The organism is Pseudonocardia hierapolitana (genome assembly GCF_007994075.1).
Taxonomy (GTDB): Bacteria; Actinomycetota; Actinomycetes; order Mycobacteriales; family Pseudonocardiaceae; genus Pseudonocardia; species Pseudonocardia hierapolitana.
Map to the genome: position 1 here is coordinate 4,225,477 of NZ_VIWU01000001.1, position 26,450 is coordinate 4,251,926.

Below are 26,450 nucleotides of genomic sequence, written 5' to 3' on the forward strand. Positions count from 1 at the left end.
CCGCACCTACTGCTCGATGTCGGACTGCTGGTCGGAACTCGCCTCGGCCGACCCCTCGATGGACTGGTTGATGATGGCGTCCTGCTGCGAGACCGCGACCGCCTCGCTGCTGTCCGACCCGATGTTGGCGGCCACCGCGGCGTCGATCGGGGCGGCCACGTTGGCGTTGGCGGCCACCGCGCCGTTGATCGGTGCCGCCAGGTCGGCGTCGGCGTCGACGTTCACATCGACGTTCAGCAGGTCGCCGTCCAGTGCACCGCTCGCCGCGTCCGTCGTGCCGCCGACGGTGTTGCCGACAGTGCTGCCGACGGTGCTGCCGGCCGTGCCTGCGGCGTCGCCGTCCGTGGCGTCGGTGCCGTCCGGGGTCGTCGCGCCGGTCGGCGAGGCGGCGCTGTCCCCGGCGGCGTCGGCCGTTCCGGTCCCCGCCGTGTCGGTCCCCGCCGTGTCGGTCGCCGGGGCGGTGCCGGTGGCCGGGCTGTCGGCCGTGCCGGTCGACGCGGCGCCGGTGTCGACGACGTCGTTGCCCTGGTCGATCGCGCTGTCCTGGGTGGCGTGCGCCGTCGCGTCGGCGTTGATGCCCTGCGTGATCAGCGCGCCCTGGTCGCTGAGCGCCTGCGCGGTGGACCCGGTCGACAGGACGTTGGCCCCGACGGCGGCGTCGATGGGAGCAGCGACGTTCGCGTTCGCGGCGACGGCCAGGTCGATCGGTGCGGCCGCGTCGATCGCGAGATCGATGTCCGCGTTGAGGTCGAGGATCGAGACGACCTCCTTGTCCGGCACCGCCGTGGCGGCCTGAGCCTCCAGTTCCTCCCCCGACAGGCCCGCTTGCTTCCGCGGGTCGCTCATCTCGAACCTCCGTTCCGGCTTGCGCCGTACGTGTCGGTCTCGTTGTCGCGCTACGTAGTCCGCTACCCGCCGGATCGAGCGGCAAACCACACCTCCGGGCCCTCGGGGCGCGTCACCGGATCCGGTCGTGGCAGATCCGGAGGGTCACTGCCCACGCCGGCGGCGGCAGGTCGGCGAAGGCGGTCACGACCGGCATGGCGCGCCGACCTGGGCGGTCTCACCCCGGTGAGCAGGCAGCTCGCGACGCACCACGCGTCCACTACACGATGTAGAACCCGGTGCGCGCCGCCACTAGCACGCGGCCTACCCTCGTGGGTGATGGACCCCTCGACGACGCTCGCGGTCTCCGGACCGCTGCTGCTCGCAGCCGCCGTGGCCGTGCTGGCCGGCGCGGTCAGCTTCGCGTCGCCGTGCGTGGTCCCGCTCGTCCCGGGCTACCTCGCCTACCTCGCCGGTCTCGTCGGCGCGGACGCCCCACCGGCCACGGCCGCGGAGGCGGGGGAGCGGCGGTCCGGCCGGTTCCGGGTGGCGGGGGCCGCCGCGCTCTTCGTCGCGGGGTTCACGGTCGTGTTCGGTGCGATCCTCACCGGCGTCGTCTGGCTGGCCGACGCGCTCGTGGCCAACGAGGCCGCGCTGCAGCGTGCGGGTGGCGTCGTGATGATCGTGATGGGGCTGGCGTTCGTCGGCCTCGTGCCGGTGCTCCAGCGGGAGAAGCGGGTGCACTGGGTGCCGCGGGCGGGTGTCTGGGGCGCACCGCTGCTGGGGGCGGTGTTCGGCCTCGGGTGGGTGCCCTGCATCGGGCCGACGCTCGCGGGCGTGGTCGCGGTGGCCGCGGGCACCGGCGGTGGTTCCCTGCGCGGTGTCGTGCTCACGATCGCGTACTGCGCGGGGCTCGGGCTGCCGTTCGTGCTCATCGCGCTCGGCGCGTCGCGGGCCGTGCGGGCGCTCGGCTGGCTGCGCCGCCACACCCGCGCGATCCAGCTCGCGGGCGGGGCGCTGATGGTCGCGGTCGGGGTCATGCTCGTCACCGGCGTGTGGGGTGCCCTGCTCGCCAAGCTGCAGGTGTCCATCGCAGGCTTCGTCCCGGTGCTGTAGATGGCGACGTCCACCGACAGCCCGACTCGCGCGCGCCCGGAGCGCGACTCGCGTGCACCCTCACCGCGACTCGCGGGGGTGTGGGCGGTGCTGCGCAACGCGTGGCGTGGGCTCACCTCCATGCGCACGGCGCTCGTGCTGCTCTTCCTGCTGGCGCTCGCCGCGCTCCCCGGGGCGCTGCTGCCGCAGCGGTCGCTCAACCAGCGGCTCGTCGACCAGTACTTCGCCGACTACCCCTGGCTCGCACCCACGCTCGACCGCCTCGGGTTCTTCGACCTCTTCGCCGCGCCCTGGTTCGCGGCGATCTACCTGCTGCTGATGATCTCGCTCATCGGCTGCGTGCTGCCGCGCACCCTCGAGCACCTCGCGGTGATCAGGGCGGAGCCGGTGGCGACCCCGCGCAACCTGGCGCGGATGCCGCACCACGCGAGCGCCACCCTCGACCTCGGCATCGACGAGGCAGAGGAGCGCGTTCGCTCCCGCCTGCGCGGGTGGCGGCTCGTCGAGCGACCGGACGGGGACGGGCGCACGCTCTCCGCCGAGAAGGGGTACCTGCGCGAGGCGGGCAACCTGCTGTTCCACCTGAGCCTGATCGGCCTGCTCCTCGGCTTCGCCGCCGGCAAGCTCTTCGGCTACGAGGGCCAGGTCATCGTCATGTCGGGCGGCGGCCAGTTCTGCAACACCGGCATCCTCGGCTACGACACGTTCCGCGCCGGGCTGCGCGTCGACGGCACCGACCTCACCCCGTTCTGCGTGCGCCTCGACGACTTCCAGGCCGACTTCCAGCCGAACGGGCAGGCGGAGAGCTTCCGCGGCACGCTGTCCTACCAGAGCGCGGAGGACGTCGAAGCGGGCGTCGACCAGTGGCGCCCCCACCTGCTGGAGGTCAACCACCCCCTGCGGGTCGACGGCAACCGCGTCTACCTGCTCGGCCACGGGTACGCGCCGCGCTTCACCGTCACGTGGCCGGACGGGCAGCAGCGCACCGGCGAGATCCAGTGGCGGCCGGTCGACCAGGCGACCCTGCTCTCGGAGGGCGCCACCAAGTTCGAGCCGCCCGGCGTCACCGACGACGAGAAGCGGCGCACCTCCCAGCTCGCCGTCACCGGGCTCTTCGCTCCCACGTCGTCGGGTGGGAACGTCGTCACCTCGGTGTTCCCGGCGCTGCTCGCCCCCGAGGTGGCGGTCGACGTGCTGCGCGGCGACCTCGGGCTCGACGACGGCCGCGGCCAGTCGATCTTCCAGGTGGACCAGCGCATGATCGACTCCGGTGCGCTGGCCCGGATCGCGCGGGCCAACCTGGTGCCGGGCCAGTCCCTGACCCTCGACGACGGCACCGTCGTCCGCTTCGACGGCGTGCAGGACTGGGCCTACCTGCAGGTCAGCTACGACCCGGGTCAGGAGGCCGTGCTCGTCTTCGCCGTGCTCCTGCTCGGCGGCCTCGGCCTCTCGCTGACGATCCGCAGACGCCGGTTCTGGGCCCGGCTCACGCCGGCCGACGACGGCACCCGCACCGTCGTCGAGCTCGGCGGCCTGGCCCGTACCGACCGAGCGGGCTACGGCGAGGAGTTCGACCGCTTGCGCGCGGACCTGCTGGACTCACCGAAGGCACCACCGGAGGACTGATGCTCGTCGAACTCGCCACCACCAGCGATCGCCTCTTCGTGGCGGCCGCCGCGGTCTACGCGCTGGCGATGATCTTCCACGCGGTGGAGTTCGCCGCGGCGCGGGCGCAGGCACCCGTCCTGGTGGGCGCCGGTGGAGCGGACGATGCGGCGGACCACGAGCCGGTGCGGAGCCGGCCCGAGCGGTTCGGTCGGATGGCCGTCGCGGTGACCGTGCTCGGTGCTGTGCTGCACCTCGCGTCGATCGCCACCCGCGGTATCGCGGCCGAGCGTTGGCCGATGGGCAACATGTACGAGTTCATCTCGGCGATCACCCTCGCCGCGGTCGTCACGTGGCTCGTCGTGCTGCGCCGGTCGCCCACCGCGCGGCCCGCGGGCCCGTTCGTGCTGTTCCCGGTGCTCGTCCTGATGGCGCTGGCCGGTTCGGTGCTCTACGCGCCCGCCGGACCCGTGGTGCCGCCGCTGCGCTCGTACTGGATGAGCATCCACGTCAGCACCATCAGCGTCTCGTCCGGCCTGCTGATCGTCTCGGGTGTCGTCAGCCTTTTGTTCCTGCTGCGCCGCTCGGGATGGCTCGCCGCCGTGGCCGAGAAGCTGCCCGCCGCGGACGCGCTCGACCGGCTCGCCTACCGCGTCACGATCGTGGCGTTCCCGCTGTTCACGTTCGCGATCATCACGGGCGCGATCTGGGCGGAGGCGGCCTGGGGCCGGTTCTGGGGGTGGGACCCGAAGGAGACCGTCGCGTTCGTGTCCTGGGTGATCTACGCGGCGTACCTGCACGCCAGGGCCACCGCGGGCTGGCGCACCGGTCGGGCGGCGTGGGTCAACGTCGCCGGCTTCGCTACGATTATCTTCAACCTCTTCTTCATCAACATGGTCGTCGCCGGTCTGCACTCGTACGCCGGGGTGGGCTGACGCCGCGTGACACGGCGCCACCCGGCCGCGCCTCGACCCCGGGCAGTCGGCCGACTACCGTCGGCGTCCGTGTGGGGGCTCAACGGTCGACTCAATGCGCTCGGCGGGATGTACTGATGACAGAGCGTCAAACCGGTGACGATCGCGACTACCCGGACGGGTCCGTAGGCCGGTACGTCCGCGAGCGCTGGGGCGCCCCCACCTCCCGGGCGGCGGCGCCGCTCGCCCCTCCGGAGCCGCCTGCGCCCCGTCCCGACCCCGACGCGCCGCGCCCCGTCGAGCCCGGCGTCGGCGACACCACGATGCCGAACGAGCTGCGCGCCGACGAGTCCGCGCCGGAGGCGCCCGCGGAGCCACCGCCCGCCGAGCCCCGTACCCCGCCACGTGGCACCGCGCGCTGGATCGACCCCGGCGCGGTGGCGGCCCAGGAGGCCCAGCGGGCCCGCAGCGGCCGTGCGGCGCGCCCCGATCTGACCACCGCACGGGTGCTGACGCCCACGCGCAGGCCCCCGCAGTCCGGTTGGCGGCGGTTCGTCTACCTCCTGTCGGGGCGGCTGATCAACCCGGGTGAGAGCCCGGCCGACATCCGCAAGCGGGAGCTGACGGCGCGGGTCAACCGCCCGCTGCTCGGCTGCTACAAGATCGCCATACTGAGCCTCAAGGGCGGCGTCGGCAAGACCACGGTCACCGCCACGCTGGGCGCCACGTTCGCCTCGCTGCGCGGCGACCGCGTGGTGGCGGTCGACGCCAACCCGGACCGCGGCACGCTCAGCCAGAAGATCCCGCTCGAGACCAGCGCCACCGTGCGCAACCTGCTGCGCGACGCCCAGCGCGTGCGCCGCTACAGCGACGTGCGGGCCTACACCTCGCAGGGGGCGTCGCGCCTCGAGGTGCTGGCGAGCGAGCAGGACCCCGCGGTCTCGGAGGCGTTCAGCGAGGACGACTACCGCCGCACCGTCACGCTGCTCGAGCACTTCTACAACATCGTGCTCACCGACTGCGGCACCGGGCTCATGCACTCGGCGATGTACGGCGTGCTCGGGCTCGCCGATCAGCTGATCATCGTGTCGTCCGGCTCGATCGACGGGGCGCGCAGCGCATCGGCCACGATGGACTGGCTCGACGCCCACGGCCACGGCGACCTGGTGAAGAACTCCGTCGCGGTGATCAACAGCGTGCACCGCTCGGCAGGTGGGGTGGACCTCGGGAAGGTGGCGGAGCACTTCGCGGCGCGCTGCCGCATGGTGGCGCAGATCCCGTTCGACGCCCACCTCGAGGAGGGCGCCGAAGTGGACCTCGACCGGCTCGAGCCGGCTACCCGGCTCGCGTTGCTGGAGCTCGCGGCGGCGGTGGCCGACGCGTTCGAGGGGCCACCCGCCTGATCGCTCGGCGGGCCGGCCGGCCTCAGGCTCCTGGCGGCTCGTCGCGCCTGCGGACCTTCTCGTCGAGCTGACGCAGGAAGTCGGGATCGTCGTCCGGGCCGCTCACGCGTGGTGCGCGGCTCGGCCCGACCACCGGACCTCGCCGCTGGGGCTGCGGGAACTCGACGGCGCCGGAGTTCATCGCCTTCCACAGCACCAGAGCGATGATCGCGGCGCCGACGAATGCGATGAGGAACAGCATTGTCGAACCACCTCCGCACCCGAGGTTAGCCGAGGACGTGCGGGGGCGGGGTGAAGTGCTGTGAGCGGGGCTCGTTCAGGGGCGGGCGGGCGGCAGCGTGGCCTCGCTCGTGAGGTCGGCCAGCATGCTGCGCACCTCTGACTCGCGGAACCGCCGGTGGCCGCCGGGCGTGCGGATCGAGCCGATCCGGCCCGCGGACGCCCAGCGGGTGACCGTCTTGGGGTCGACTCGGAAGAGCGCTGCCACCTCGCCGGGGGTGAGCAGGCGCTCGTTGCTGCCGGTGTGCGCCGTGATCGACATCCATGACCTCCCAGAACGCGGTGCTTCCGGGCTATCGTGACACCTCGGACCCCAGGTACTCGAACGGTTGTCTGCAGGTAAAGGGCTCTTAAAGGACGAACCGGACAGGTCTCCCCGGGTGCGGAGACCAGTGTGGCGGACCGGTCGTACGCTCGGCGTATGACGTCGCCGACCCCTACCGAGCGGCAGCCCGGCCTGGCCGCCACCGTGGCGCTCTACACGGCCGCCCGCGTGGCGCTGGTCGCTCTCGTCACAGCGCTGCTGATGGTCGCAGGCGCGCCGTTCGTCATCGCGGTGCTGGTGGCGCTGATCGTGGCGCTGCCGCTGTCGATGGTTCTCTTCCGCGGCCTGCGCGCGCGGCTCGAGATCGCGCTGAGCGCGACGCGGGAGCGTCGGGCCCGCGAGCGCGAGGCCCTGCGGGCGAGGCTGCGCGGTGACGGGCCGGTGCCGTCCGACCCGCCGCCCGTCGCGTCAGACGAAGCGTCCGACCGCGAGGCCGATCGCGGTCAGCACTGACCAGGCCAGCAGCAGCACGCCGGTCTGGGCCAGCACCCGGATGAGCTTCTTGCCCTCCGCCCCGCCCAGGACGTCCCGGATCGGGAGGATCGCGAACGGCAGCGCCAGCAGGGCCAGCAACATCGGCCAGCTGCGCAGCCCGGCGCCCACGGACAGCAGGAACGGCAGCAACGTCAGCGCTGCGTAGAGGCGGCGGGTGTCCCGATCGCCCATCCGCACGGCGAGGGTGCGCTTGCCCACGGCGGCGTCGGTGGGGATGTCCCGCAGGTTGTTGGCCACCAGGACGGCGCTCGTGAGCATGCCGACGCCGATCGCGGTGACCACGGCGAGCGCCCCGGGCGGCCCGCTCTGCGTGAGCACGGTGCCGAGCACGCCGACGAGACCGTAGAAGACGAAGACCGCGATCTCCCCGAAGCCCAGGTAGCCGTAGGGGTGGGAGCCGCCGGTGTAGAACCAGGCGGCCACGATGCTGACCGCGCCCACGGCGATCAGCCACCACTGCTGGCTCAGCGATATCAGGGTCAACCCGGCGACGCCTGCCAGCCCGAACGCGAAGAACGCCGCGGTCCGGACCGTCGACGGCGCGGCGAGACGCGACCCGACCAACCGCAACGGCCCGACGCGGTCGTCGTCGGTGCCGCGGATGCCGTCGGAGTAGTCGTTGGCGTAGTTCACGCCGATCATGAGCGAGACCGCGACGACCAGCGCCAGCAGCGCACGTCCCGGTGCGACGACGCCGTGCCCGATCGCTGCTCCGGTGCCGGCGATGACGGGGGAGAGGGCGGTCGGCAGGGTGCGCGGTCGAGCACCCTCCACCCACTGCGCGAGCGTGGCCACACACGCACGTTATCCCGCCCGTCGATCGCGCCGTGGGTGCGGCTGGTCCATGGGGAACGCGCAACTCGCCGTGGGAAACGCAAGACTCGCCGTGATGGTTTGCGACTCTCAGGGCGCGTTCGGCGGGGAGCAGGCGGCGACCTGAGGTGGGCTGCGGACCGCGGCGGCCTCGACGTACTCGTTCCGGCCGATCCGCAGCCAGCGGTCCTGCACGCACTGCACGGGCACGGAGGCGCGCCCGGCCGCGAACCCGACGACCTCGGCCGCGGCGTCGGGGGCCGCGAGGACGTCGGTGCCGGCCTGCACCCTGGCCAGGCTCTCCTTGCCGGTCCACAGGTACTCGACCTGGACCCAGGCGTTGTTCTTCAGGCCGAGGGCGTCCCAGAAGAGGCCGTCGGCGAGGTCGATGCCGGCCGGATTGGCGACCTTGCGGTTGTACTGGTCCTTCCCGCCGTTGTAGCCCCTGTCGTGGGCGGCCTGGGCCTGCGGCACCCCTTGGGGCAGGTCACCCCACTGCTGCCGCTGGTGGCCGGGGTTCCAGTAGTCGTCGCGGGTGTTCCACGGCCCGACGTCCCACACGGGGGCGAACGCGCAGCGCCCGGTCGGCGCGCACACCTTGACCGAGTAGTCGCTGCTGCCCCGCGGCGCGAGTGCCCTGCGGGACGGGAGCGCCACGAAGTGGTCGCGGGCCCGGATCACGTGCCCGTTCGCGGTGGTGCCACCGACGAGACCCTCGCGCGTGGCGAACACCCGGTAGGACGCTGCGAGCGTTCTCCCATCGGACTCGGCCCGGCCCGGTGGCGCCGGACGGGCGGCGAGGGCGACCTCCCGGACGGTCGGCCCGGCCCCCGGGTCCCCGGAGAGGACGAGCCGGGCCTGCACCTCCGCCGACGCGGTCGGGAGCGTGACGGCCGGGCCGTCGGGCGCGGGCGCGGCGGGGATCCACTCCGTCCACCCGCCGGTGCCGCGCCGGCCCCTGACGTCGACGGTAGCGGTGGCGCCGGCAGGCACCTGGCCCGTCACCGTGACGGCGACGCGGTCGGTCGCGGCATCGAGCCGGCGGGCGGGGAAGGTCAGCAGGCCCGTCGGCTGGGCCGTTGCGTCCGCGGGCGCCTCTTCGGCGACGGCGACGAACGCGGTGCGCGGGTCGATCCGGGCCACGCCCCCGTGGAGCACGACGCCCGAGGCCTCCCCGTGCCGGAGGTCGGCGGTCCAGGAGGTGGCCGGGGGGCCGGCTTCCGCGGGCGTGGTGGGACCGAGCGCGAGGCTGCTCGCGATGCCGAGCAGTGCGGTCGCCGTGCCCCACTTCATGCTGTCGTCCCTGGTGCTCCTGTGACGGGTGTGCCTCAGGGGGCAGGAGACCGAGGATGCTTCGTGTTCGTCAAGAAACGGAGAGTGACAGGCCCGAAGGGATGTAGGGCGAGATCAGCCGTTCCGGGGGTGTGACGCGGTGTCGATCGGGGCAGGGCCCGCGTCGGCTGTGATCAGGCGGGCCGTCGCCATCCGATCGGGTTTGCCGATTCCGCGCAGCGGGATCCGGGGCACGGCGCGCAGGACCCGGGGCACCGCGGTCCGCCCGAGCGCGGCGCGCACGGCGGCCCGCAACCGCTCGGCGAGCGCCCCGTCGAGGGAGCCGTCGACCACCACGGCCGCGGCGACGACCTGCCCCCACTCGGGGTCGGGCACTCCGACGACGCAGGCGGCGGTCACGCCGTCCTGCGCGGTGAGCACCGTCTCCACGGCCGCGGGAGCGACCTTCTCCCCACCGGTGACGATCATGTCGTCGGCTCGCCCGAGCACCTCGAGCCGACCTGCGCGCCAGCGCCCGAGATCGCCGGTGCGGAACCACCCGTCCGCGAAGGCGGCCGCGGTGAGCCCGGAATCGCCGAGGTAGCCGTCGGCGAGGGTCGGGCCACCGAGCCGGATCCGCCCGCCTTCCTCCAGCTCGACGCGCACCCCGCCGAGGGGGACACCGTCGTAGACGCATCCGCCCGCGGTCTCGCTCATCCCGTACGTGGTGACGACCGCGATGCCCGCCGCGAGCGCCCGCTCGTGCAGCTGCGGCGCGAGGGCGGCCCCGCCGACGAGCACGGCGGAGTAGCCGCGCAGCGCGTCGAGAGCGGCACCGCCGGAATCGAGGATCCTCCCGAGCTGCGTGGGCACGAGGCTCGTGCAGCGCCGGTCGGGCCCGAGCTCGCGGGTGGCGGCGGCGAAGGCCTCGGGGCGGAAGCCGGCCCGCAGGTCCTGCACCACCGGCGGCGTGCCCGCGAGCAGGGAGCGGACCACCACCTGCACGCCCGCGACGTGGTGGGCGGGCAGTGCGAGCAGCCACCGGGCGGGGCCGCCGAGCCGCTCGGCCGTGGCCTGCGCGGAGGCCTGCAGCGCGCCCGCCGAGAGCACCACGTGCTTCGCGGCGCCCGTCGAGCCGGAGGTGGCGATCACGACCGCGGCCCCCTCGCCCGGATCGCCCGCGACGCCGGACTCGCCGGGGCCGACCGGCAGCACCGCGGGGCCGCCCGCGAGGGCGTGGCGCAGCGCCGTGACGAGCCCGTCGACGGCCGCGGGCGAGCCGTCGACGGGCACCGTGCTCAGTAGTGCCACGGGTACGGGGTCCAGTCGGGCTCGCGCTTCTGCAGGAACGCGTCGCGGCCCTCGACCGCCTCGTCCGTCATGTACGCCAGCCTCGTGGCCTCGCCTGCGAACAGCTGCTGGCCGACCAGCCCGTCGTCGATGAGGTTGAACGCGTACTTCAGCATCCGCTGGGCCGTCGGCGACTTGCGGTTGACCTCCCGCGCCCACTCCAGCGCGACCTTCTCCAGGTCGGCGTGCGGCACGACGGCGTTGACCATGCCCATGCGGTGGGCGTCCTGCGCCGTGTACTCGCGCCCGAGGAAGAAGATCTCGCGGGCGAACTTCTGGCCCACCTGCCGGGCCAGGTACGCCGAGCCGTAGCCGCCGTCGAACGACCCGACGTCGGCGTCGGTCTGCTTGAACCGGGCGTGCTCGGCGCTGGCGAGCGTCATGTCGCACGTGACGTGCAGCGAGTGGCCGCCGCCCGCGGCCCAGCCGGGCACGACCGCGATCACGACCTTGGGCATGAAGCGGATGAGCCGCTGGCACTCGAGGATGTGCAGCCTGCCTGCCCGGGCGGGGTCGACCGTCTCCGCGGTCTCGCCGGAGGCGTACTGGTAGCCCGTGCGCCCCCGGATGCGCTGGTCGCCCCCCGAGCAGAACGCCCACCCGCCGTCCTTCGGGGACGGTCCGTTGCCGGTGAGCAGCACGCAGCCGACGTCCGGGGTCTGCCGGGCGTGGTCGAGGGCGCGGTAGAGCTCGTCCACCGTGCCGGGCCGGAACGCGTTGCGGACCTCGGGGCGGTCGAACGCGATCCGCACCGCTCCGGTGTCGACGGCCCGGTGGTAGGTGATGTCGGCGAAGTCGAAGCCCTCGACCGGTCGCCACGCGGCGGGGTCGAACAGCTCGGACGGGGAGTCAGGATCCACGCCTCGACCCTATGTCGCCGCCGGGTTCGGCCCTTCTGGTCGTCGCTTCCGTCAGCAGCCGGGCGGCCGCGCGGCCGGACCACTCGACGAGCATCAGGGTGGCGTCGTCCTGGAGCTCGCCATCACGGTGCCGGCGGACGGCGCGGGCGAGCCTGCGCAGCGTCTCCGGCGCCGGGAGGCCGTCGGCGGCCGCGCGCTCGGCCAGCTCGACCAGCCGGTCGATGCCGAACTCCGCGCCGTCCGCGTCACGTGCCTCCACCACGCCGTCGCTGTGCAGGAGCAACCGGTCGCCGGGCTCCAGTAGCTCCTCGGCGGGCACCGCGGTCTGCGGTGCGAGTGACGCGATCCGCCCGAACGGCATCCGCCGGCTGGCGTCCAGGCTGCCCACGACCCGGCCGCCGCGCAGGAGCAAGGGTGAGGGATGGCCTGCGATGAGGTAGCGCAGCCGACCCGTGACGAGGTCGAGCCGGGCGAGCACACCGGTGACGAAACGGAAGTCGGTGAACTGGCCGACCAGCGCGGCGTCGATGCGTTCGGCCACGCCGAGGAGATCCATGCCCTGGCGCCGGGCGGTGCGCGCCGCGGCGAGCGCGACGGAGGTCGTGAGGCCGGCGCTCAGGTCGTGCCCCGACGAGTCGAGGATCGCGAACTGCGCCTCGCGGGCGCCGAGCGAGTAGTCGAAGGCATCCCCGCCCACGTCGTAGGCGGGCTCCAGCAGGGCCGAGAGGGCGAGCGACTCGGTGCCGACGGTCAGCGGCGGCAGCAGTTGCCACAGCAGCTCGCCCGCCACGGACATCGGCCGGGCGCGCTGCACGGTGGCGAGCAGGTCGCTGTGCTGGAGCTTGGACGCGAGGACGTGGGCGAGCGTGCTGCAGACGACGGCGCACCGCGGACCGAGCTGCGGGTCCCGCGCCACGGCGTCGTCGGACGGGAGCTGCACCCGGACCAAGCCCAGGCGCGATACCCCGTCGATCAGCGGGACCCAGACGACGTGGTCGTCGCCGTCGGCTCCCTCCAGGACGGCTCCCAGCTGGTACGCCCGGCCGGCGAGGGTGCCGTCCGCGGGGATCGCCGGGACGCCGGCCCGCAACGACCGCAGCTCGACCTGCTCGTGGTCGATCAGGTAGACCTCGGTGCGCAGCCGCAGCGGCGCGAGGATCTCGTCGAGGGCAGGCGCGATCCCGTCCCCGGGGAGGAGATGGGACCGCGCGATCAGGTCGAGCAGCGCCCGCTGCCACCGTTCGTCGAGGTCGGTCACGGCTGTCCGTCCGCCCCGCGGCGCGGCGTCCGGGTGAGCGCGCGACTGCCGGTCATCGCGGTGCCTCCTCAGTGGTCGGCTGCGTCGGCCGCCGGGCTCGCAGCGACTGCTGGATGCTCCAACCACCGATCAGAGCCGTCAACCTCGAACCACCCCGGCACTGGGTGAGGTGCCTCATCCCTACGCGCCGCCGTTCACCTCGGCCGGCGAACCTGATCCATCGATCAGTGCGCATCGATTGACGGGTCGCAACCCGGGTGCAACGGTCGAGGAGGCCACTCCCTCAGCGTCGAGAGGATCATGATGGCGACCGCTAACAAGGTGAGCGTGATCCCCTGCGGAGCGATGACCGCCGACCTGACCTGGCTGTTGCTCAAACCCGGCCGATCGATCACCGACCGCAGCCACAAGGATGGTCCGGCCCCGTGGGTCGACGTCCCCTCGCACTGCGTCCTCGTCGAGACCGACGAGGGCAAGCTTCTGTGGGACACCAGCTGCCCGCGTGACTGGGAGGAGCGGTGGGGGCCGACGGGCCTCCAGGAGTTCTTCCCGTACGACCACGTGAGCGAGGAGGAGTACCTCGACTCGCGGCTGAACCAGATGGGCGTCGGCCTCGACGAGATCGACTACGTGGTCCTGTCGCACCTGCACTTCGACCACGCCGGCAACGCCCAGATGTTCCGGAACACCGGTGCGAAGCTCGTGTGCCACCAGCGGGAGAAGGACTTCGCGTTCGGTTTCGACGGGTTGTTCGTCGGCGCGCACCTCAAGACCGACTACGAGGGGCTCGACTTCCAGACCGTCTCCGGCGACACCGAGTTCCTCCCCGGCGTCACCCTGATCGAGACGCCAGGTCACACGGTGGGGTGCATGTCGATGCAGGTGGACCTGCCCGACACCGGCCCGATGATCTTCACATCCGACGCGGTGTACATGGGCGAGAGCTACGGCCCGCCCGCCACACCCGCCGCGATCGTCAACAACCTCGAGCAGTTCTACGCGTCCGTGGAGAAGCTGCGCGGCATCCAGGAACGAACCGGCGCGCAGATGGTCTTCGGACACGACGCCGAGCAGATCCACCAGCTGCGCACCGCGCCGGAGGGCTCGTACACATGACCGCTGTCGACCTCTCCGAGGAGACGATCTTCACCTGGGGCGCGCCGCCGCTGAAGTTCGGCGCGGGCGCATCCGACGAGGTCGGTTTCGAGATGTCCGGCTATGGCGTACGCCGGGTCCTGATCGTCACCGATCCGGGCGTTCACGCGCTGGGCGTGCCCGCGCGGATCGCCGACAACCTTCGCCGGTACGACATCGAGTCGGAGATCTTCGACGGGGTGCACGTCGAGCCCACCGACGACTCGATGAACAAGGCCACCGAGTACGCCCGCGCGCAGGGGCCGTGGGACGGGTTCGTCGCCGTCGGCGGCGGGTCGGCGATCGACACCGCCAAGGCGATCAACCTGCTCACCAGCCACCCCGGCGAGCTGATGGACTACATCAACAAGCCGATCGGCGCCGCGAAGACGCCGCCGGGCCAGCTCAAGCCGCTCATCGCGATCCCGACGACGGCGGGCACCGGCTCGGAGTCCACGGCGATGTGCGTGCTGGACATCCTGTCGATGAAGGTCAAGACCGGGATCAGCCACTGGCGGCTGCGCCCGACCCTCGCCGTGATCGACCCGCTGCTGACGATGACCCTGCCGCCGGAGATCACCGCCGCCTCGGGGATGGACATCGTCTGCCACGCGCTCGAGTCCTACACCGCCCGCTGGTACACCGCGTTCGACCGCAAGAAGCCCGAGGAGCGGGTGACCTACTGCGGCTCGAACCCGGTGTCCGACCTGTGGTGCGAGAAGTCCCTCGACCTCATCGCGCGCTCGTTCCGCACCGCGGTGCACCGCGGCGCCGACGACGTCGAGGCGCGGTCGAACATGATGATGGCGGCCACGTTCGCCGGCATGGGCTTCGGCAACTCGGGCGTGCACATCCCGCACGCCAACGCCTACCCGATCGCCGGCATGGTGAAGGACTACCACCCCGCGGGCTACCCGCAGGAGGAGCCGATGGTGCCGCACGGCCAGTCCGTGTCGCTGACGGCGCCCGAGGCGTTCCGGTTCTCCTTCGAGAGCGCCCCCGAGCGGCACCTGCGGGCCGCGGAGATGCTCGACCCGCGGGCGGAGAAGGTGAACGACCAGCGCGAGCAGCTCCCGTCCGTGCTGGTCTCGCTGATGCGCGACATCGGGATCCCGAACGGGATCGGCGGGGTCGGCTACACGGAGGCGGACGTGCCCGACCTCGTGCCGGGGACGATGAAGCAGCAGCGGCTGCTCGCCACCTGCCCGAAGACGCCCACCGAGGACGACATCGCCGACATCCTCACCAAGTCCGTGGAGAACTGGTAGTCGTGCCGATCTACGTCTACCGGTGCGACTGCGGCGAGCGCTTCGAGCGGCTCGTCGGGATCGACGCGCCGACGCCGGGCTGCCCGGCCTGTGGTGGCACCCCGCAGAAGATCCCGGCCGGGCCGAGCCTGCTCGGCCAGGCCGGGACCGGGCTCTCCAAGGAGCAGATGCCGCAGACGTGGCGCGGCACGTACAACGGCGACCGCGAGTACGTCACCGGCCTGCGGCGGCAGTGGGACCAGCGGCAGCGGCTGGAGGCGAAGCACCCCGAGCTGGCCGGTGACCAGCGGCCGATCATCGCCCACGAGGGCCGGTTCCACGGCGCGCCGCTGCGGGCGGGGGACCCGGTGCCCGGCCCCAGCCAGGGTCATGGTCATGGGCACGGTCATGGGCACGGTCATGGGCACGGCCATGGGCACGGCCACAGCCCGCCCCCGGCGAAGCCGACCGACTCGGGGAGCTCATGACGGCGGGTCGTCCAGGTACTGGGCCTCGCCGTTGCCGAACGACCAGTCGGCCAGGCCGTTCTCGGTGAGGGCGACGACCAGGTTGCGGGGCTCGATCCCGGCGAGCCCGGCGTGCTTCGCGAGGGCGCGGTAGAACGCGCGCTTCTGCTCGTCGGTGCGGCCGCGGCGCAGGAAGACCTGCACGAACACGGCGCCGTCGTCGCGGTCGACGCCGCGGAAGCCGGGGTCGTAGACGACGCGGTCGCCCGCCGCGCCGCGCAGCACCTGGAAGCGGTCGTCGGCCGGGATGCCGAACCCGTCGACGAGCGCCGCGTGCACGGCGTCGCCGATCGCGTCCAGCTGCTGCGGGTCGGCCGCGACGGCGTCGACTCGGACGAGGGGCATGGGTGCCTCCGATCAGTGGGGTGGGATCCCGAGCAGGGTGAGCAGCCCGCGGCAGGCCCGGTCGAGCGCGTCCGGGTCGTCGCTGAGCCGGGAGGTGACGTAGCCGCCCTGCACGACGGCGCAGATCGCCTCGACGACGCCGTCGGTGTCGTCGACGCCGGTGGCGTGCACCGCGGGCCGGAGCAGTGCGCGCAGGTGCTCGAAGTAGGCGCTGATGGGGGCCCTGAGCGCGTCGTCGGCCCGGATCTCGGGGTCGAACGCGAGCCGGCCGAGCCGGCAACCGTCGAGCGCCGGTCGGGGGCGGGTCAGGTAGGCCCGTAGCTGCTCGACGCCGGTGGGGTGCGCGGAGAACAGCTCGTCGGTCTCGGCCGTGAGGTCCGCGGCGAGCGCCGTGATCGCCGCCTCGGCCCACGCCGCTTTCGACCCGAAGTGGTGGTAGAGGCTGCCCTGCCCGACGCCGCTGCGGGCCAGGACCATGTTCGGGCTGGTGGCCTCGACGCCGCGGTCCCACACGAGCTGTTTCGCGGCGTCGAGCAGCCTGGTTCGCGCATCCACGGTTCCATACCTACTAGTAGGTATGGAACGGTGTCAACTACAGTTCCGGTCATGGGTCGGGCGCTCGTCCTCGGAGGCGGTGGGATCACCGGGGTGGCCTGGGAGCTCGGGATGCTGTGCGGCCTGCGTGAGCGCGGCATCGACCTCGCCGGTGCCGACCTGATCGTCGGCACGTCCGCGGGAGCGATCGTGGGAACGCAGCTCGCCACGGGCGTCGATCCCGAGGAGCGCTACGCCGCCCAGCTCGTACCGCCGGACGGTGAGGTCGCCGCCGCGCTCGGCTCGGGCACGTTGGTGCGGCTCGCCCTCGCCGCGGTGGCAGGCGGCCGGGACCCGCAGCGGGTGCGTGCGCGGATCGGCCGGTTCGCGCTCCGCGCGCGGACCGGCCCGGCGTCGGACCGGATCGCGGTGATCGGACGGCGGCTCCCGGTGCACGAGTGGCCAGGGCGGGCGCTGCGGATCACCGCGGTCGACGCCGACACGGGCGAGTTCGTCGTGCTCGACCGGGACTCCGGGGCGCCCCTCGTGGAGGCCGTGGCGGCGAGCTGCGCGGTCCCCGGCGTGTGGGCGCCCGTGAGCACCGGCGGGCGGCGGCTCGTCGACGGCGGCCTGCGCTCGCCCGCCAACGCCGACCTCGCCGCCGGGTACGACCGGGTGGTGGTGCTGGCGCCGATCGTGCGCGCGATCGGCCCCATGATCGGGGTCGGGACGCAGATCGCGGCGCTGCGGGCCCGGGGGGCACGGGTGGCTCTCGTCAGCCCCGACGCCGAGGCGCTGGCCGCGATCGGGCGCAACGTGTTGGACCCGGCACGCCGCGCCGCTGCGGCGCGCGCCGGGCGCGCCCAGGCCGCGAGCGCGGCCGCCGAGGTGGCCGAAGCGTGGCAACGAGTGGGTGACGGGGATCGCCGGTACGGCCGCGGACGCTCAGGGTAGACAGTAGCCATGTCGCAGGTACCGAACATCCGCCTCAACAACGGAGTGCAGATCCCGCAGTTCGGGTTCGGCGTCTTCCAGGTCGAACCGGCCAGGACGGCCGAGGTCGTGCGCACGGCCCTCGACGCCGGCTACCGGCACATCGACACGGCTCAGGGCTACGGCAACGAGGAGGGCGTCGGGAAGGCGGTCCGGGAGTCCGGGTTGGCGCGCGAGGAGGTGTTCGTCACCACCAAGCTCATCAACAACCGGCACGGTCACGACGAGGCCATCGCCGCGCTCGACGAGAGCCTGCAGAAGCTGGGCCTCGACTTCGTCGACCTCTACCTGATCCACTGGCCGCGGCCGCACGCCGACCGTTACGTCGAGACGTGGCGCGCGTTCGAGAAGATCCTCTCCGACGGCACCTTCAATTCAAAGGCCCGCTCGATCGGCGTGTCGAACTTCCAGGTGCCGCACCTGGAGCGGCTGGCGGCCGAGACCGGCACCGTGCCCGCCGTGAACCAGATCGAGCTGCACCCGCTGCTCGCGCAGCGCGAGCTGCAGGCCTACCACCGCGAGCACGGGATCGCGACGGAGGCGTGGAGCCCGATCGGCAAGGGCGGCGACCTCCTGCGGGACGAGCGGGTCGTCGCGCTCGCGGAGAAGTACGGCAGGAGCCCGGCGCAGATCGTGCTGCGCTGGCACATCCAGCAGGACAACATCGTCTTCCCGAAGTCGGTCACGCCGTCGCGGATCCGGGAGAACATCGACGTGTTCGACTTCGAGCTGAGCCCCGACGACATCGCCACCATCGACGAGCTCGACTCCGGAACCCGCCTCGGGCCCGATCCCGACACCTTCGGCTGAGCCACGGTCTGCGAGGTCGTCCGATCGCGCCTACCCTGGCGCGGCATGTTGGCAATCACCGATACAGCGGCCGAAGCCATCAGGACCCTGACCACCGACGCCGAGCTGCCCGACGGGGGTGGTCTGCGCATCTCCGCCCCCGATCCCGAGCAGGGGCTGGAGCTCTCGCTGGCCGGCCGGCCGGACAACGACGACGTGGTGCTGTCCGGGGACGGCGTGAGCGTGTTCCTCGAGCCGGTGGTCGCCCAAGTGCTCGACGACAAGGTGCTGGACGTGCAGCCAGTGGCCGGCCCCGACGGTGGGCAGGAGCTGCGCTTCGCGATCGGCGTGCAGGATCGACCGGAGGCCTGACCGACACCGACCGACCAGCGGGCGGTTCCGTGACATCGGGGCCGCCCGCCGTCATGTCCGGATGTTCCGGCGAGATGAACCGGTAAAGTTCGCCCGGTGACGCTCGAGGCCCCCGCCACGCTCCGCCAGGTCCACCTCACGAGCGGGGCCGGTGTCCGCTGGTCGGTGCACGGACGTTCCGGGACACACCCGGCCACCGTGCCCGGCGAGGTGCACACCGACCTGATGGCCGCCGGCGCGATCCCCGACGTCTTCGACGGCGACAACGAGAGCGCGTTCGCCTGGATCGGTCGCACCGACTGGACCTATCGCGCGCGGTTCGCCTGGGAGCCCGACGGCGGCGCCCGGCAGGAGCTGGTGGCCGAGGGCCTGGACACGATCGCCACCGTCACTCTCAACGGCGTCGAGCTGGGCCGCACGGCCAACCAGCACCGCACCCACCGCTTCGACGTCACCACCGCGCTCGTCGCCGGTGAGAACGAGCTCGTCGTCGCGTTCGCCGCGCCCGTGGACGCCGCCGAGCGGCTCTCCGCCGAGCTCGGGCCGCGCCCGCACGTCAACCACCACCCGTACAACGCCATCCGCAAGACGGCCAGCAACTACGGCTGGGACTGGGGCCCCGACGTCGCGACCGTCGGCATCTGGCGGCCGATCCGCATCGAGTCCTGGAGCGGTGTGCGGATCGCGTCCGTGCGCCCACTCGCCACCGTGGACGGCGACTGTGGCGTCCTCGCCGCGCACGTCGAGCTGGCATGGGCCGATCCGGCGGGCGACGCCACCGTCGCGCTGCGGGTGGGCGAGGTCCGCGCCGCCGCGAGCGTCCCGGCAGGGCAGACGTCGGTGCTGGTCACGGCCGTCGTCGAGGACGTGGACCTGTGGTGGCCGCGCGGGCACGGCGACCAGCCGCTCTACCCCGTCGCGGTCGAGGCGAGCACCGCGGGCGGTGGCGTGGACACCTGGGACGGTCGCGTCGGCTTCCGCACGGTGACGCTCGACGTCGCCCCCGACGAGCACGGCGAGCCCTTCACGATCGCGGTGAACGGCGAGCCGGTGTACGTCCGGGGCGCCAACTGGATCCCGGACGACGCATTCGTCACCCGGCTGACGGCGGAGAGCTACCGGCGCAGCATCGGCGACGCCGCGGACGCCGGCATGAACCTGCTGCGCGTCTGGGGTGGCGGGATCTACGAGAGCGAGCACTTCTACGAGGCGTGCGACGAGCTCGGCGTGCTCGTCTGGCAGGACTTCCTGTTCGCCTGTGCCGCGTACGCGGAGGAGGAGCCGCTGCGGGGCGAGGTCGAGGCGGAGGCGCGCGAGGCCGTCACGCGGCTGTCCCAGCACGCCAGCCTCGCGCTCTGGAACGGCTGCAACGAGAACATCTGGGGATTCGTCGAGTGGGGTTGGCGGCACCCGCTCGCCGGCCGCACCTGGGGCGCGGGTTACTACCTCGAGCTGCTGCCGGCGATCGTCGCGGAGCTGGACCCGCGCACGCCCTACTCGCCGGGGAGCCCGTACTCGTTCAGCCCGTTCATCCATCCCAACGACGCGTGCAGCGGCACCATGCACCTCTGGGACGTGTGGAACCAGGTCGACTACTCGACCTACCGCGACCACGCGCCCCGGTTCGCGGCCGAGTTCGGCTTCCAGGGCCCGCCGGCCTGGTCCACGTTGACGTCCGTCGTGCACGACGAGCCCCTCGACCCGTACGGCCCGCAGATGCTCGTGCACCAGAAGGCCGCCGACGGCAACCTCAAGCTGGAGCGCGGCCTCGGCGACCACCTGCCGCGGTGGCGCGACATCGACGAGTGGCACTGGATCACCCAGCTCAACCAGGCCCGGGCCGTCGGGTACGGGATCGAGCACTTCCGCAGCCTGTTCCCGCGCAACACCGGCGCCGTCGTCTGGCAGCTCAACGACAACTGGCCGGTGATCTCGTGGGCCGCCGTGGACTCCCGCGGCATCCGCAAGCCGCTGTGGCACGTGCTGCGGCGGGTCTACGCCGACACGCTCGTCACCGTGCAGCCGCGGGACGGGGTGCCCGCGCTGGTGGTGCACAACGACTCGCCGCGGGAGTGGTCGCAGCGCCTCACCGTCTCCCGGCGGCGGACCGGCGCCGGCAGCGCGGTGCTCGCGAGCGAGACGGTTCCCGTCACGGTCGGCCCGCGCAGCGCGGTCGCCGTGCCGCTGCCCGCCGGCCTCGTCACCCCGGGCTCGCCCGAGGAGGAGTTCCTGCAGGTCGGGACGGATGCCTACTGGTACTTCCGGGAGGACACCGCCCTGAAGCTGGTGCCGACGGCCGAGGCGGTGGCGGTGGAGGCCGAGCGCACCCCGGACGGCTACACGGTGCGGGTCGCCGCGACCGCGCTCGTCAAGGACCTCTGTCTGTTCCCCGACCGGCTGGACGCCGCCGCTCGCGTGGACACCGGCATGGTCACGCTCGTGGCGGGGGAGAGCCACACCTTCACCGTGACGAGCGGCGACCTCGATGCGACGGCGCTCACGCGGGCCCCTGTGTTGCGGGCGGTCAACGACCTCGCGATCTAGTGTTCAGGTGTGGAACACCGCTACCTCGGCCGATCCGGCCTGAAGGTCTCCGAGATCACATACGGCAACTGGATCACCCACGGCTCCCAGGTCGAGAACGACGCCGCCGTCGCGTGCGTGCGCGCGGCCCTCGACGCCGGGATCACCACATTCGACACCGCCGACGCGTACGCGAACGGCGCGGCCGAGTCCGTGCTCGGCGAGGCGCTCAAGGGAGAGCGGCGCGCCTCGCTGGAGATCCTCACCAAGGTCTACTGGCCGACCGGGCCGAAGGGCCCGAACGACTCCGGCCTGTCCCGCAAGCACATCATGGAGTCGATCGACGGCAGCCTGCGCCGGCTGCAGACCGACTACGTCGACCTCTACCAGGCCCACCGCTACGACGTCGAGACGCCGCTCGAGGAGACGATGCAGGCGTTCGCCGACGTCGTCCGCGCGGGCAAGGCCCTCTACATCGGCGTGAGCGAGTGGACCGCGCAGCAGCTGCGCGACGGCCAGGCCCTCGCGAAGGACCTCGGCTTCTCGCTCGTGTCCAACCAGCCGCAGTACTCGATGCTGTGGCGGGTGATCGAGAGCGAGGTCGTGCCTGCGTCGGAGGAACTCGGCATCAGCCAGGTCGTCTTCTCGCCGATCGCGCAGGGCGCGCTCACCGGGAAGTACAAGCCCGGCGCCGCGCCCCCGCCCGGATCCAGGGCCACCGACGAGAAGGGTGGCGCCACCTTCATCCAGCGGTGGATGGACGACGAGACGCTCACCCGCATCCAGGCGCTGGCGCCGATCGCGTCCGACCTCGGGCTCACGATGGCCCAGCTCGCCGTGGCCTGGGTGCTGCAGAACCAGAACGTGGCCGCGGCGATCATCGGGGCGTCCCGGCCGGAGCAGGTGGCCGACAACGCCGGCGCCAGCGGCGTGCGGCTGGAGGACGAGGTCCTGAAGCGCATCGACGAGGCGCTGGGCGACGTGGTGGAGCGCGACCCGTTGAAGACGCAGTCGCCGCCCGCGCGCCCGAGCTGAGGTCGTCCCTCTCGGATCAGCAGAGTGGCTTTGCTGACGCTGGACGTCAGCAAAGCCACATTGCCGGCATCAGGACTCCGTCAGGCGGCCGGCCTCGACCTGCCAGCGGCGCGTCGTGCGCACCGTGTCCAGCATCCGGCGGTCGTGGGTCACCAGCAGGACGGTGCCGGGGAACGTGTCGAGCGCCTGCTCCAGCTGCTCGATCGCCGGCAGGTCGAGGTGGTTCGTCGGCTCGTCGAGCACGAGCAGGTTCACCTCGCGGGCCTGCAGCAGCGCGAGCGCGGCGCGGGTGCGCTCGCCCGGCGAGAGCGACCCGGCCGGGCGTGGCACGTGCTCGGCCGCCAGCCCGAACTTGGCGAGCAGCGTGCGGACGTCCGACTCGGCCCAGTCGGGAATCGCGTTGCCGAACGCCCGCACCAGGGGTTCCGGACCCAGGAACAGGCCGCGGGCCTGGTCGATCTCGCCGACCCGCACCCCTGAGCCGAGCCCAGCGCTGCCCTCGTCGACGGGGATGCGTCCCAGCAGGGCCCCGAGCAGCGTGGACTTGCCGGAACCGTTGGCCCCGGTGATCACGATGCGGTCGGCCCAGTCGACCTGCGCGTCGACCGGGCCGAGCACGAACGGCCCGCGCCGGACGACCGCGCCGGACATCGAGGCCACCACCGTGCCGGAGCGCGGCGCCGCGGCGATCGTCATCCGCAGCTCCCACTCCTTGCGCGGCTCCTCGACCACGTCGAGGCGCTCGATCATCCGCTGCGTCTGCCGGGCTTTCGCGGCCTGCTTCTCGCTGGCCTCGGCGCGCAGCTTGCGGCCGATCTTGTCGTTGTCCGTCGACTTGCGGCGCGCGTTGCGCACGCCCTGCGCCATCCAGTTGCGCTGCATCTGCGCGCGGTCCTTGAGCCCGGAGAGCTTCTCGTCGTACTCCTCGTACGCCTCACGGGCGTGCCTGCGGGCGACCTCGCGCTCGGCGAGGTAGCTGTCGTAGCCGCCGTCGTAGACGCCGACCTGCTGCTGCACGAGGTCGAGCTCGACGACCCGGTTCACGGTGCGGGCGAGGAACTCCCGGTCATGGCTGACGATCACCGCGGGAGAGCGCAGCCCCTGGACGAACCGCTCGAGGCGCTCGAGGCCGTCGAGGTCGAGGTCGTTGGTGGGCTCGTCGAGCAGCAGCACGTCGTAGCGCGACAGCAGCAGCGCGGCGAGCCCGGCGCGGGCGGCCTGCCCGCCCGACAGCGCGGTCATCTCCGCATCGAGATCAACACCGAGCCCGACCTCGGCCGCGATCTCCCCGGCGCGCTCGTCGAGATCGGCACCGCCGAGGGAGAGCCAGCGGTCCAGCGCGGCGGCGTACGCGTCGTCGGCGCCGGGGGAACCGCTGCCGAGCGCCTCCGCCGCGGCGTCCATCTCGGCCTGCGCCGCGGCGACGCCCGTGCGGCGCGCGAGGAACGCCGCAACCGTCTCGCCAGGACGCCGGTCCGGCTCCTGTGGCAGATGCCCGACCGTCGCGTCGGGTGGGCTGACGACGATCTTGCCGTCCTCGGGGTCCTGTTCACCGGCGAGCAATCGCAGCAGCGTGGACTTGCCCGCGCCGTTGGCGCCGACGAGCCCGACCACGTCGCCGGGGGAGACGATCAGGTCGAGGTCCGAGAAGAGAACGCGGGCGCCGTGCGCAGCGGCGAGCCCGGTGGCCTGGATGGTGGCGGTCATGTCGCCACCCACGCTACTGCCCGCCGTCACCCCGCCTGCGGCGGACGAGGGGCGAGGGGGAACGACTCGATCAGCACCCACTCGCCTCCGAAGGCGGGGCCGACCCGTCCCATGAGCTCCACCGAGTCGAACTCGAACCCGGTACCGATGTCCGGCCCGGCGACCACCGCCCCGGCCCGCTGGACCTGCTCCCGGGCGCAGTCCTGGAACAACGTCAGGTGGGCGCGGTAGCCGTCGCCATAGGCGTCCACGGAGCGGGGCCTGATCACGGCATCGAAGGCATGGTGGAGCGAAACCAGGGCCGGCGTCGTCACGCACGGCATCCCACAGCTGTGCCGGTCCCCGTCCGGGTGGATCGTCCATCCGCCGGGGCCGAACGTGACCTGCGCCGGTTCCAGCCCGCCCGCGGTCTCCCTCAGCAGCGCGCGCATCTGATCGAGGCTCGCAATCCCGTGGAAGGTGCCCCTGACCGTGACGTGTGCCGGGATGACGGCGCGTTCCTGGCCGACGGCCTCCCTGACTTCGTCGACCATCCGCACCTGCTCGGGGGAGGCATGAGCGACCAACGCGTAGACGCTGTACCCGAAACGGTCGTTCGGAAGTGTGCGCGGGTCGGTCATGCGCACCGACCCTAAGGCCACGTGCTCGGAGAATCCGAGAGCGGGCTCGGCTGTTGGTGACGTCGGTGGTGGGCACCGACCGGCGGGCCTGCGACCGCCTCGTGGTGCCCTACCGTGCCGGACATGGATCTCGGTGAGACGTTCTCGTGGGAGGGGCGGCGGATCGCCTGGGGTCGCGCCGGGTCCGGGCCCGCGGTCGTGTTCTGCCATGGCACGCCGTGGTCGTCGTGGTTGTGGCGGCCGTTCGCCGAAGCGCTGAGCACCGACTTCACGGTGCACCTGTGGGACATGCCGGGCTACGGCCGCTCCTCGAAGGACCCCGGCCACCCGGTCGACTTCGGCGTGCAGGCCGACGCGTTCACGGCGCTGCTCGCGCACTGGGGTCTCGACCGGCCGCACGTCGTCGCGCACGACTACGGCGGCGCCGTCTCGCTGCGTGCCCACCTGGTGCACGAGGTTCCGTACGCGTCGCTGCTGCTGGCGGACGTCGTCGCGATCCCGCCGTCGGGCTCGCCGTTCTTCCGGCTCGTGAAGCGGCACCCCGACGTGCTCGCGCAGGTGCCGCCGTACATCCACGAAGCGCTGGTCAGGGCGTACATCGGCAGTGCCGGCCACCGCGAGCTGCGCGAGGACGACCTCGCCTCGCTCGTCGCTCCGTGGCTCGGCGAGGAGGGCCAGCCCGCGTTCTACCGGCAGATCGCCGCCTACGACGAGCGCTACCTCGCCGAGAACGAGGCGCTGCTCGGCCGGATCGACATCCCCGTGAGCGTCCTGTGGGGCACCGAGGACACGTGGATCCCGGTCGGGACCGGGGAGCGGCTCGCCGGGGGCATCCGCGGGGCGGCGTTCACCCGCATCGCCGGTGCGGGGCACCTGATCCAGCTCGACGCCCCGGTCGCTCTGGCCACGGCCCTGCGGTCCTGGCTGCTCCGCGTCTCGGACTGAGGGATCAGAACGCGTAGCGCACGCGTAGCCAGGGGGTGTTCGCGGCGATGAGGTCCTGCAACCGCTGCACGCCCTCGCGCTTGTGGTTGTTGCGGTACCGGACGTTCCACATGCCGGTCTGCGACCGCTTGGCCTGCTGCAGCTCCGGCCGCCACAGCACGTCCTCGGCCTTGGGGTGCCAGCCGAGGTTGACCTCGTGCAGGTCCTGGTTGTGCGTCAACATGATGATCTCGCAGGCGGCCTGCTCCTTGAAGGGCGCGCCGAGCTCGCCGTCGAGGCGCTGCAACAGGTCCGCCCAGTCCCGCTCCCACCCCTCGCGCAGCACGACGGGTGAGAGGTTGAGGTGCACCTCGTAGCCGGCCTCGACGAAGTCGTCGATTGCGGCGATGCGCTCGCTGATCGAGCTCGTGCGGATGTCGAGCAGCTTCGCGTCGTCGTCCGGCATGAGCGAGAACCGGACGCGGGTGCGGCCCTGCGGGTCGTAGCCGAGCAGGTCGCGGTTGACGAACTTCGTGGCGAAGCTCGCCTTGGCGGTGGGCAGCTCGCGGAAGGTGGCGACGAGGTCGGCCACGTTGTCGCTGACCAGTGCATCCACCGAGCAGTCGCTGTTCTCGCCGATGTCGTAGACCCACGCGTGGGGGTCGACCTGGTCGGGTTCGGGCTTCACGCCCTGCCGGGACACGTGGCCACGCAGGTACTTCGTGATCTTGTCGATGTTGGTGAACACCGTGATCGGGTTGGCGTAGCCCTTGCGCCGCGGCACGTAGCAGTAGGCGCAGGCCATGGCGCACCCGTTGGACGTCGACGGCGCGATGAAGTCGCTGGAGCGCCCGTTGGGCCGCGCCGAGAGCGACTTCTTGACGCCCAGCACCAGCGTCTCGGTCTTGACCCGCACCCACCGGTCGACTTTCCCGGCGTTGCCGTGCAGCTCCGGGATCTGCCAGTGCGACGGCACCTCGACGATCTCGGCGTCGGGGAAGCGGGAGAGGACCTGCTGCCCGCGCGGGGAGGCGAGGGCCTCGGGTTCGGCGTAGACGGAGCGGACCTGGAGGAGGCGGGTGGTGGGAGACGACAGCGTCACAACCGGTTCAACAGTTGTTCAAGCGAGGGGATTCCGGCAAGTGCTCGACCTCGACGCCTGCGTCGAGCTCCTGGCGTCCTGGA

The 26,450-nt window shown here is 72.5% G+C and carries 27 protein-coding genes; 14 read left to right on the forward strand and 13 right to left on the reverse strand.

Features of this window, described 5'->3' with window-relative positions; translation table 11 throughout:
* Positions 1-6: 6 nt before the first annotated feature.
* Complete coding sequence (locus FHX44_RS43335) at positions 7-846, reverse strand: peptidoglycan-binding protein (protein ID WP_147257185.1); 840 nt, start codon at positions 844-846, stop codon at positions 7-9.
* Between the two features lie 318 nt (positions 847-1,164).
* Here FHX44_RS43335 and FHX44_RS19975 point away from each other — a divergent pair, with 318 nt between their 5' ends.
* The 4 genes from FHX44_RS19975 to FHX44_RS19990 all read left to right on the forward strand — a co-directional run bounded on the left by FHX44_RS19975 (position 1,165) and on the right by FHX44_RS19990 (position 5,863).
* On the forward strand, positions 1,165-1,941 hold the full coding sequence (locus FHX44_RS19975) for a cytochrome c biogenesis CcdA family protein (protein WP_147257186.1): 777 nt from the start codon (positions 1,165-1,167) through the stop codon (positions 1,939-1,941).
* Positions 1,942-3,567 (forward strand): cytochrome c biogenesis protein ResB, encoded by a 1,626-nt coding sequence (resB, locus tag FHX44_RS19980; protein ID WP_147257187.1) that lies wholly within the window; start codon positions 1,942-1,944, stop codon positions 3,565-3,567.
* A complete protein-coding gene (gene ccsB, locus FHX44_RS19985) occupies positions 3,567-4,481 on the forward strand; it encodes a c-type cytochrome biogenesis protein CcsB (protein WP_147257188.1) in 915 nt (304 codons plus the stop codon). Before resB ends, ccsB begins: the two co-directional genes overlap by 1 nt.
* Before the next feature lie 116 nt (positions 4,482-4,597).
* Positions 4,598-5,863, forward strand: a complete 1,266-nt coding sequence (locus tag FHX44_RS19990; RefSeq protein WP_147257189.1) for a MinD/ParA family ATP-binding protein — start codon at positions 4,598-4,600, stop codon at positions 5,861-5,863.
* Positions 5,864-5,885: 22 nt separating this feature from the next.
* Here FHX44_RS19990 and FHX44_RS19995 read toward each other — a convergent pair whose 3' ends face one another.
* Entirely contained in the window at positions 5,886-6,104 is a 219-nt protein-coding gene (locus FHX44_RS19995) for a hypothetical protein (protein ID WP_147257190.1), read from the reverse strand.
* 75 nt (positions 6,105-6,179) lie between these two features.
* The gene (locus FHX44_RS20000; RefSeq protein WP_142107696.1) at positions 6,180-6,398 is read right to left on the reverse strand and encodes a BldC family transcriptional regulator; all 219 of its coding nucleotides are present in this window, start codon (positions 6,396-6,398) and stop codon (positions 6,180-6,182) included.
* 165 nt (positions 6,399-6,563) lie between these two features.
* On the opposite strand from FHX44_RS20000, the gene FHX44_RS20005 reads away from it, so the two are divergent.
* Entirely contained in the window at positions 6,564-6,920 is a 357-nt protein-coding gene (locus FHX44_RS20005) for a DUF4229 domain-containing protein (protein WP_147257191.1), read from the forward strand.
* On the opposite strand, the gene FHX44_RS20010 is transcribed toward FHX44_RS20005, so the two are convergent.
* From FHX44_RS20010 to FHX44_RS20030, 5 genes are all read right to left on the reverse strand, one after another.
* Positions 6,876-7,757, reverse strand: a complete 882-nt coding sequence (locus FHX44_RS20010; RefSeq protein ID WP_147257192.1) for a 1,4-dihydroxy-2-naphthoate polyprenyltransferase — start codon at positions 7,755-7,757, stop codon at positions 6,876-6,878. The genes FHX44_RS20005 and FHX44_RS20010 overlap by 45 nt on opposite strands.
* 108 nt (positions 7,758-7,865) lie before the next feature.
* A complete protein-coding gene (locus FHX44_RS20015; protein ID WP_147257193.1) occupies positions 7,866-9,068 on the reverse strand; it encodes a hypothetical protein in 1,203 nt (400 codons plus the stop codon).
* A 114-nt stretch (positions 9,069-9,182) separates the two neighbouring features.
* Complete coding sequence (gene menE / locus FHX44_RS20020) at positions 9,183-10,349, reverse strand: o-succinylbenzoate--CoA ligase (RefSeq protein ID WP_147261325.1); 1,167 nt, start codon at positions 10,347-10,349, stop codon at positions 9,183-9,185.
* Positions 10,346-11,257, reverse strand: a complete 912-nt coding sequence (locus FHX44_RS20025) for a 1,4-dihydroxy-2-naphthoyl-CoA synthase (RefSeq protein WP_147257194.1) — start codon at positions 11,255-11,257, stop codon at positions 10,346-10,348. Before FHX44_RS20025 ends, menE begins: the two co-directional genes overlap by 4 nt.
* Positions 11,247-12,515 (reverse strand): PP2C family protein-serine/threonine phosphatase, encoded by a 1,269-nt coding sequence (locus tag FHX44_RS20030; protein WP_147257195.1) that lies wholly within the window; start codon positions 12,513-12,515, stop codon positions 11,247-11,249. The genes FHX44_RS20025 and FHX44_RS20030 overlap by 11 nt, the downstream gene beginning before the upstream one ends.
* 303 nt (positions 12,516-12,818) lie before the next feature.
* Here FHX44_RS20030 and FHX44_RS20035 point away from each other — a divergent pair, with 303 nt between their 5' ends.
* From FHX44_RS20035 to FHX44_RS20045, 3 genes are read left to right on the forward strand one after another with little or no spacing between them, the layout of a single operon-like run.
* Positions 12,819-13,631 (forward strand): N-acyl homoserine lactonase family protein, encoded by an 813-nt coding sequence (locus tag FHX44_RS20035; protein ID WP_147257196.1) that lies wholly within the window; start codon positions 12,819-12,821, stop codon positions 13,629-13,631.
* The gene (locus FHX44_RS20040) at positions 13,628-14,917 is read left to right on the forward strand and encodes a hydroxyacid-oxoacid transhydrogenase (protein ID WP_147257197.1); all 1,290 of its coding nucleotides are present in this window, start codon (positions 13,628-13,630) and stop codon (positions 14,915-14,917) included. Before FHX44_RS20035 ends, FHX44_RS20040 begins: the two co-directional genes overlap by 4 nt.
* A gap of 2 nt (positions 14,918-14,919) precedes the next feature.
* Positions 14,920-15,384 carry an FmdB family zinc ribbon protein gene (locus FHX44_RS20045; protein WP_147257198.1) on the forward strand — a complete coding sequence of 155 codons (465 nt, stop codon included), beginning with the start codon at positions 14,920-14,922 and terminating at the stop codon, positions 15,382-15,384.
* Here the strand turns inward: FHX44_RS20045 and FHX44_RS20050 are convergent.
* Together FHX44_RS20050 and FHX44_RS20055 are read right to left on the reverse strand one after the other, a co-directional pair.
* On the reverse strand, positions 15,379-15,768 hold the full coding sequence (locus FHX44_RS20050) for a tautomerase family protein (protein ID WP_147257199.1): 390 nt from the start codon (positions 15,766-15,768) through the stop codon (positions 15,379-15,381). The two genes, FHX44_RS20045 and FHX44_RS20050, sit on opposite strands and share 6 nt — an antisense overlap.
* Positions 15,769-15,780: 12 nt before the next feature.
* Positions 15,781-16,323, reverse strand: coding sequence for a TetR/AcrR family transcriptional regulator (locus FHX44_RS20055; protein WP_147257200.1), 543 nt, complete (start codon positions 16,321-16,323; stop codon positions 15,781-15,783).
* A 51-nt stretch (positions 16,324-16,374) separates the two neighbouring features.
* On the opposite strand from FHX44_RS20055, the gene FHX44_RS20060 reads away from it, so the two are divergent.
* The 5 genes from FHX44_RS20060 (at position 16,375) to FHX44_RS20080 (ending at position 22,014) form a co-directional block, all read left to right on the forward strand.
* Entirely contained in the window at positions 16,375-17,256 is an 882-nt protein-coding gene (locus FHX44_RS20060; protein ID WP_147257201.1) for a patatin-like phospholipase family protein, read from the forward strand.
* Between the two features lie 9 nt (positions 17,257-17,265).
* The gene (locus FHX44_RS20065; protein ID WP_147257202.1) at positions 17,266-18,105 is read left to right on the forward strand and encodes an aldo/keto reductase; all 840 of its coding nucleotides are present in this window, start codon (positions 17,266-17,268) and stop codon (positions 18,103-18,105) included.
* Positions 18,106-18,150: 45 nt separating this feature from the next.
* On the forward strand, positions 18,151-18,456 hold the full coding sequence (locus FHX44_RS20070) for an adhesin (RefSeq protein ID WP_147257203.1): 306 nt from the start codon (positions 18,151-18,153) through the stop codon (positions 18,454-18,456).
* 96 nt (positions 18,457-18,552) lie between these two features.
* Complete coding sequence (locus tag FHX44_RS20075; RefSeq protein ID WP_212612555.1) at positions 18,553-21,000, forward strand: glycoside hydrolase family 2 protein; 2,448 nt, start codon at positions 18,553-18,555, stop codon at positions 20,998-21,000.
* Between the two features lie 9 nt (positions 21,001-21,009).
* Complete coding sequence (locus tag FHX44_RS20080; RefSeq protein ID WP_147257204.1) at positions 21,010-22,014, forward strand: aldo/keto reductase family protein; 1,005 nt, start codon at positions 21,010-21,012, stop codon at positions 22,012-22,014.
* Positions 22,015-22,083: 69 nt separating this feature from the next.
* On the opposite strand, the gene FHX44_RS20085 is transcribed toward FHX44_RS20080, so the two are convergent.
* The gene (locus tag FHX44_RS20085) at positions 22,084-23,721 is read right to left on the reverse strand and encodes an ABC-F family ATP-binding cassette domain-containing protein (protein WP_147257205.1); all 1,638 of its coding nucleotides are present in this window, start codon (positions 23,719-23,721) and stop codon (positions 22,084-22,086) included.
* A gap of 26 nt (positions 23,722-23,747) precedes the next feature.
* Complete coding sequence (locus tag FHX44_RS20090; RefSeq protein ID WP_170308966.1) at positions 23,748-24,341, reverse strand: 2'-5' RNA ligase family protein; 594 nt, start codon at positions 24,339-24,341, stop codon at positions 23,748-23,750.
* 123 nt (positions 24,342-24,464) lie between these two features.
* Here FHX44_RS20090 and FHX44_RS20095 point away from each other — a divergent pair, with 123 nt between their 5' ends.
* The gene (locus tag FHX44_RS20095) at positions 24,465-25,286 is read left to right on the forward strand and encodes an alpha/beta fold hydrolase (protein WP_147257207.1); all 822 of its coding nucleotides are present in this window, start codon (positions 24,465-24,467) and stop codon (positions 25,284-25,286) included.
* 4 nt (positions 25,287-25,290) lie between these two features.
* Here FHX44_RS20095 and FHX44_RS20100 read toward each other — a convergent pair whose 3' ends face one another.
* Complete coding sequence (locus FHX44_RS20100; protein ID WP_147257208.1) at positions 25,291-26,367, reverse strand: spore photoproduct lyase family protein; 1,077 nt, start codon at positions 26,365-26,367, stop codon at positions 25,291-25,293.
* Between the last annotated feature and the right edge of the window lie 83 nt (positions 26,368-26,450).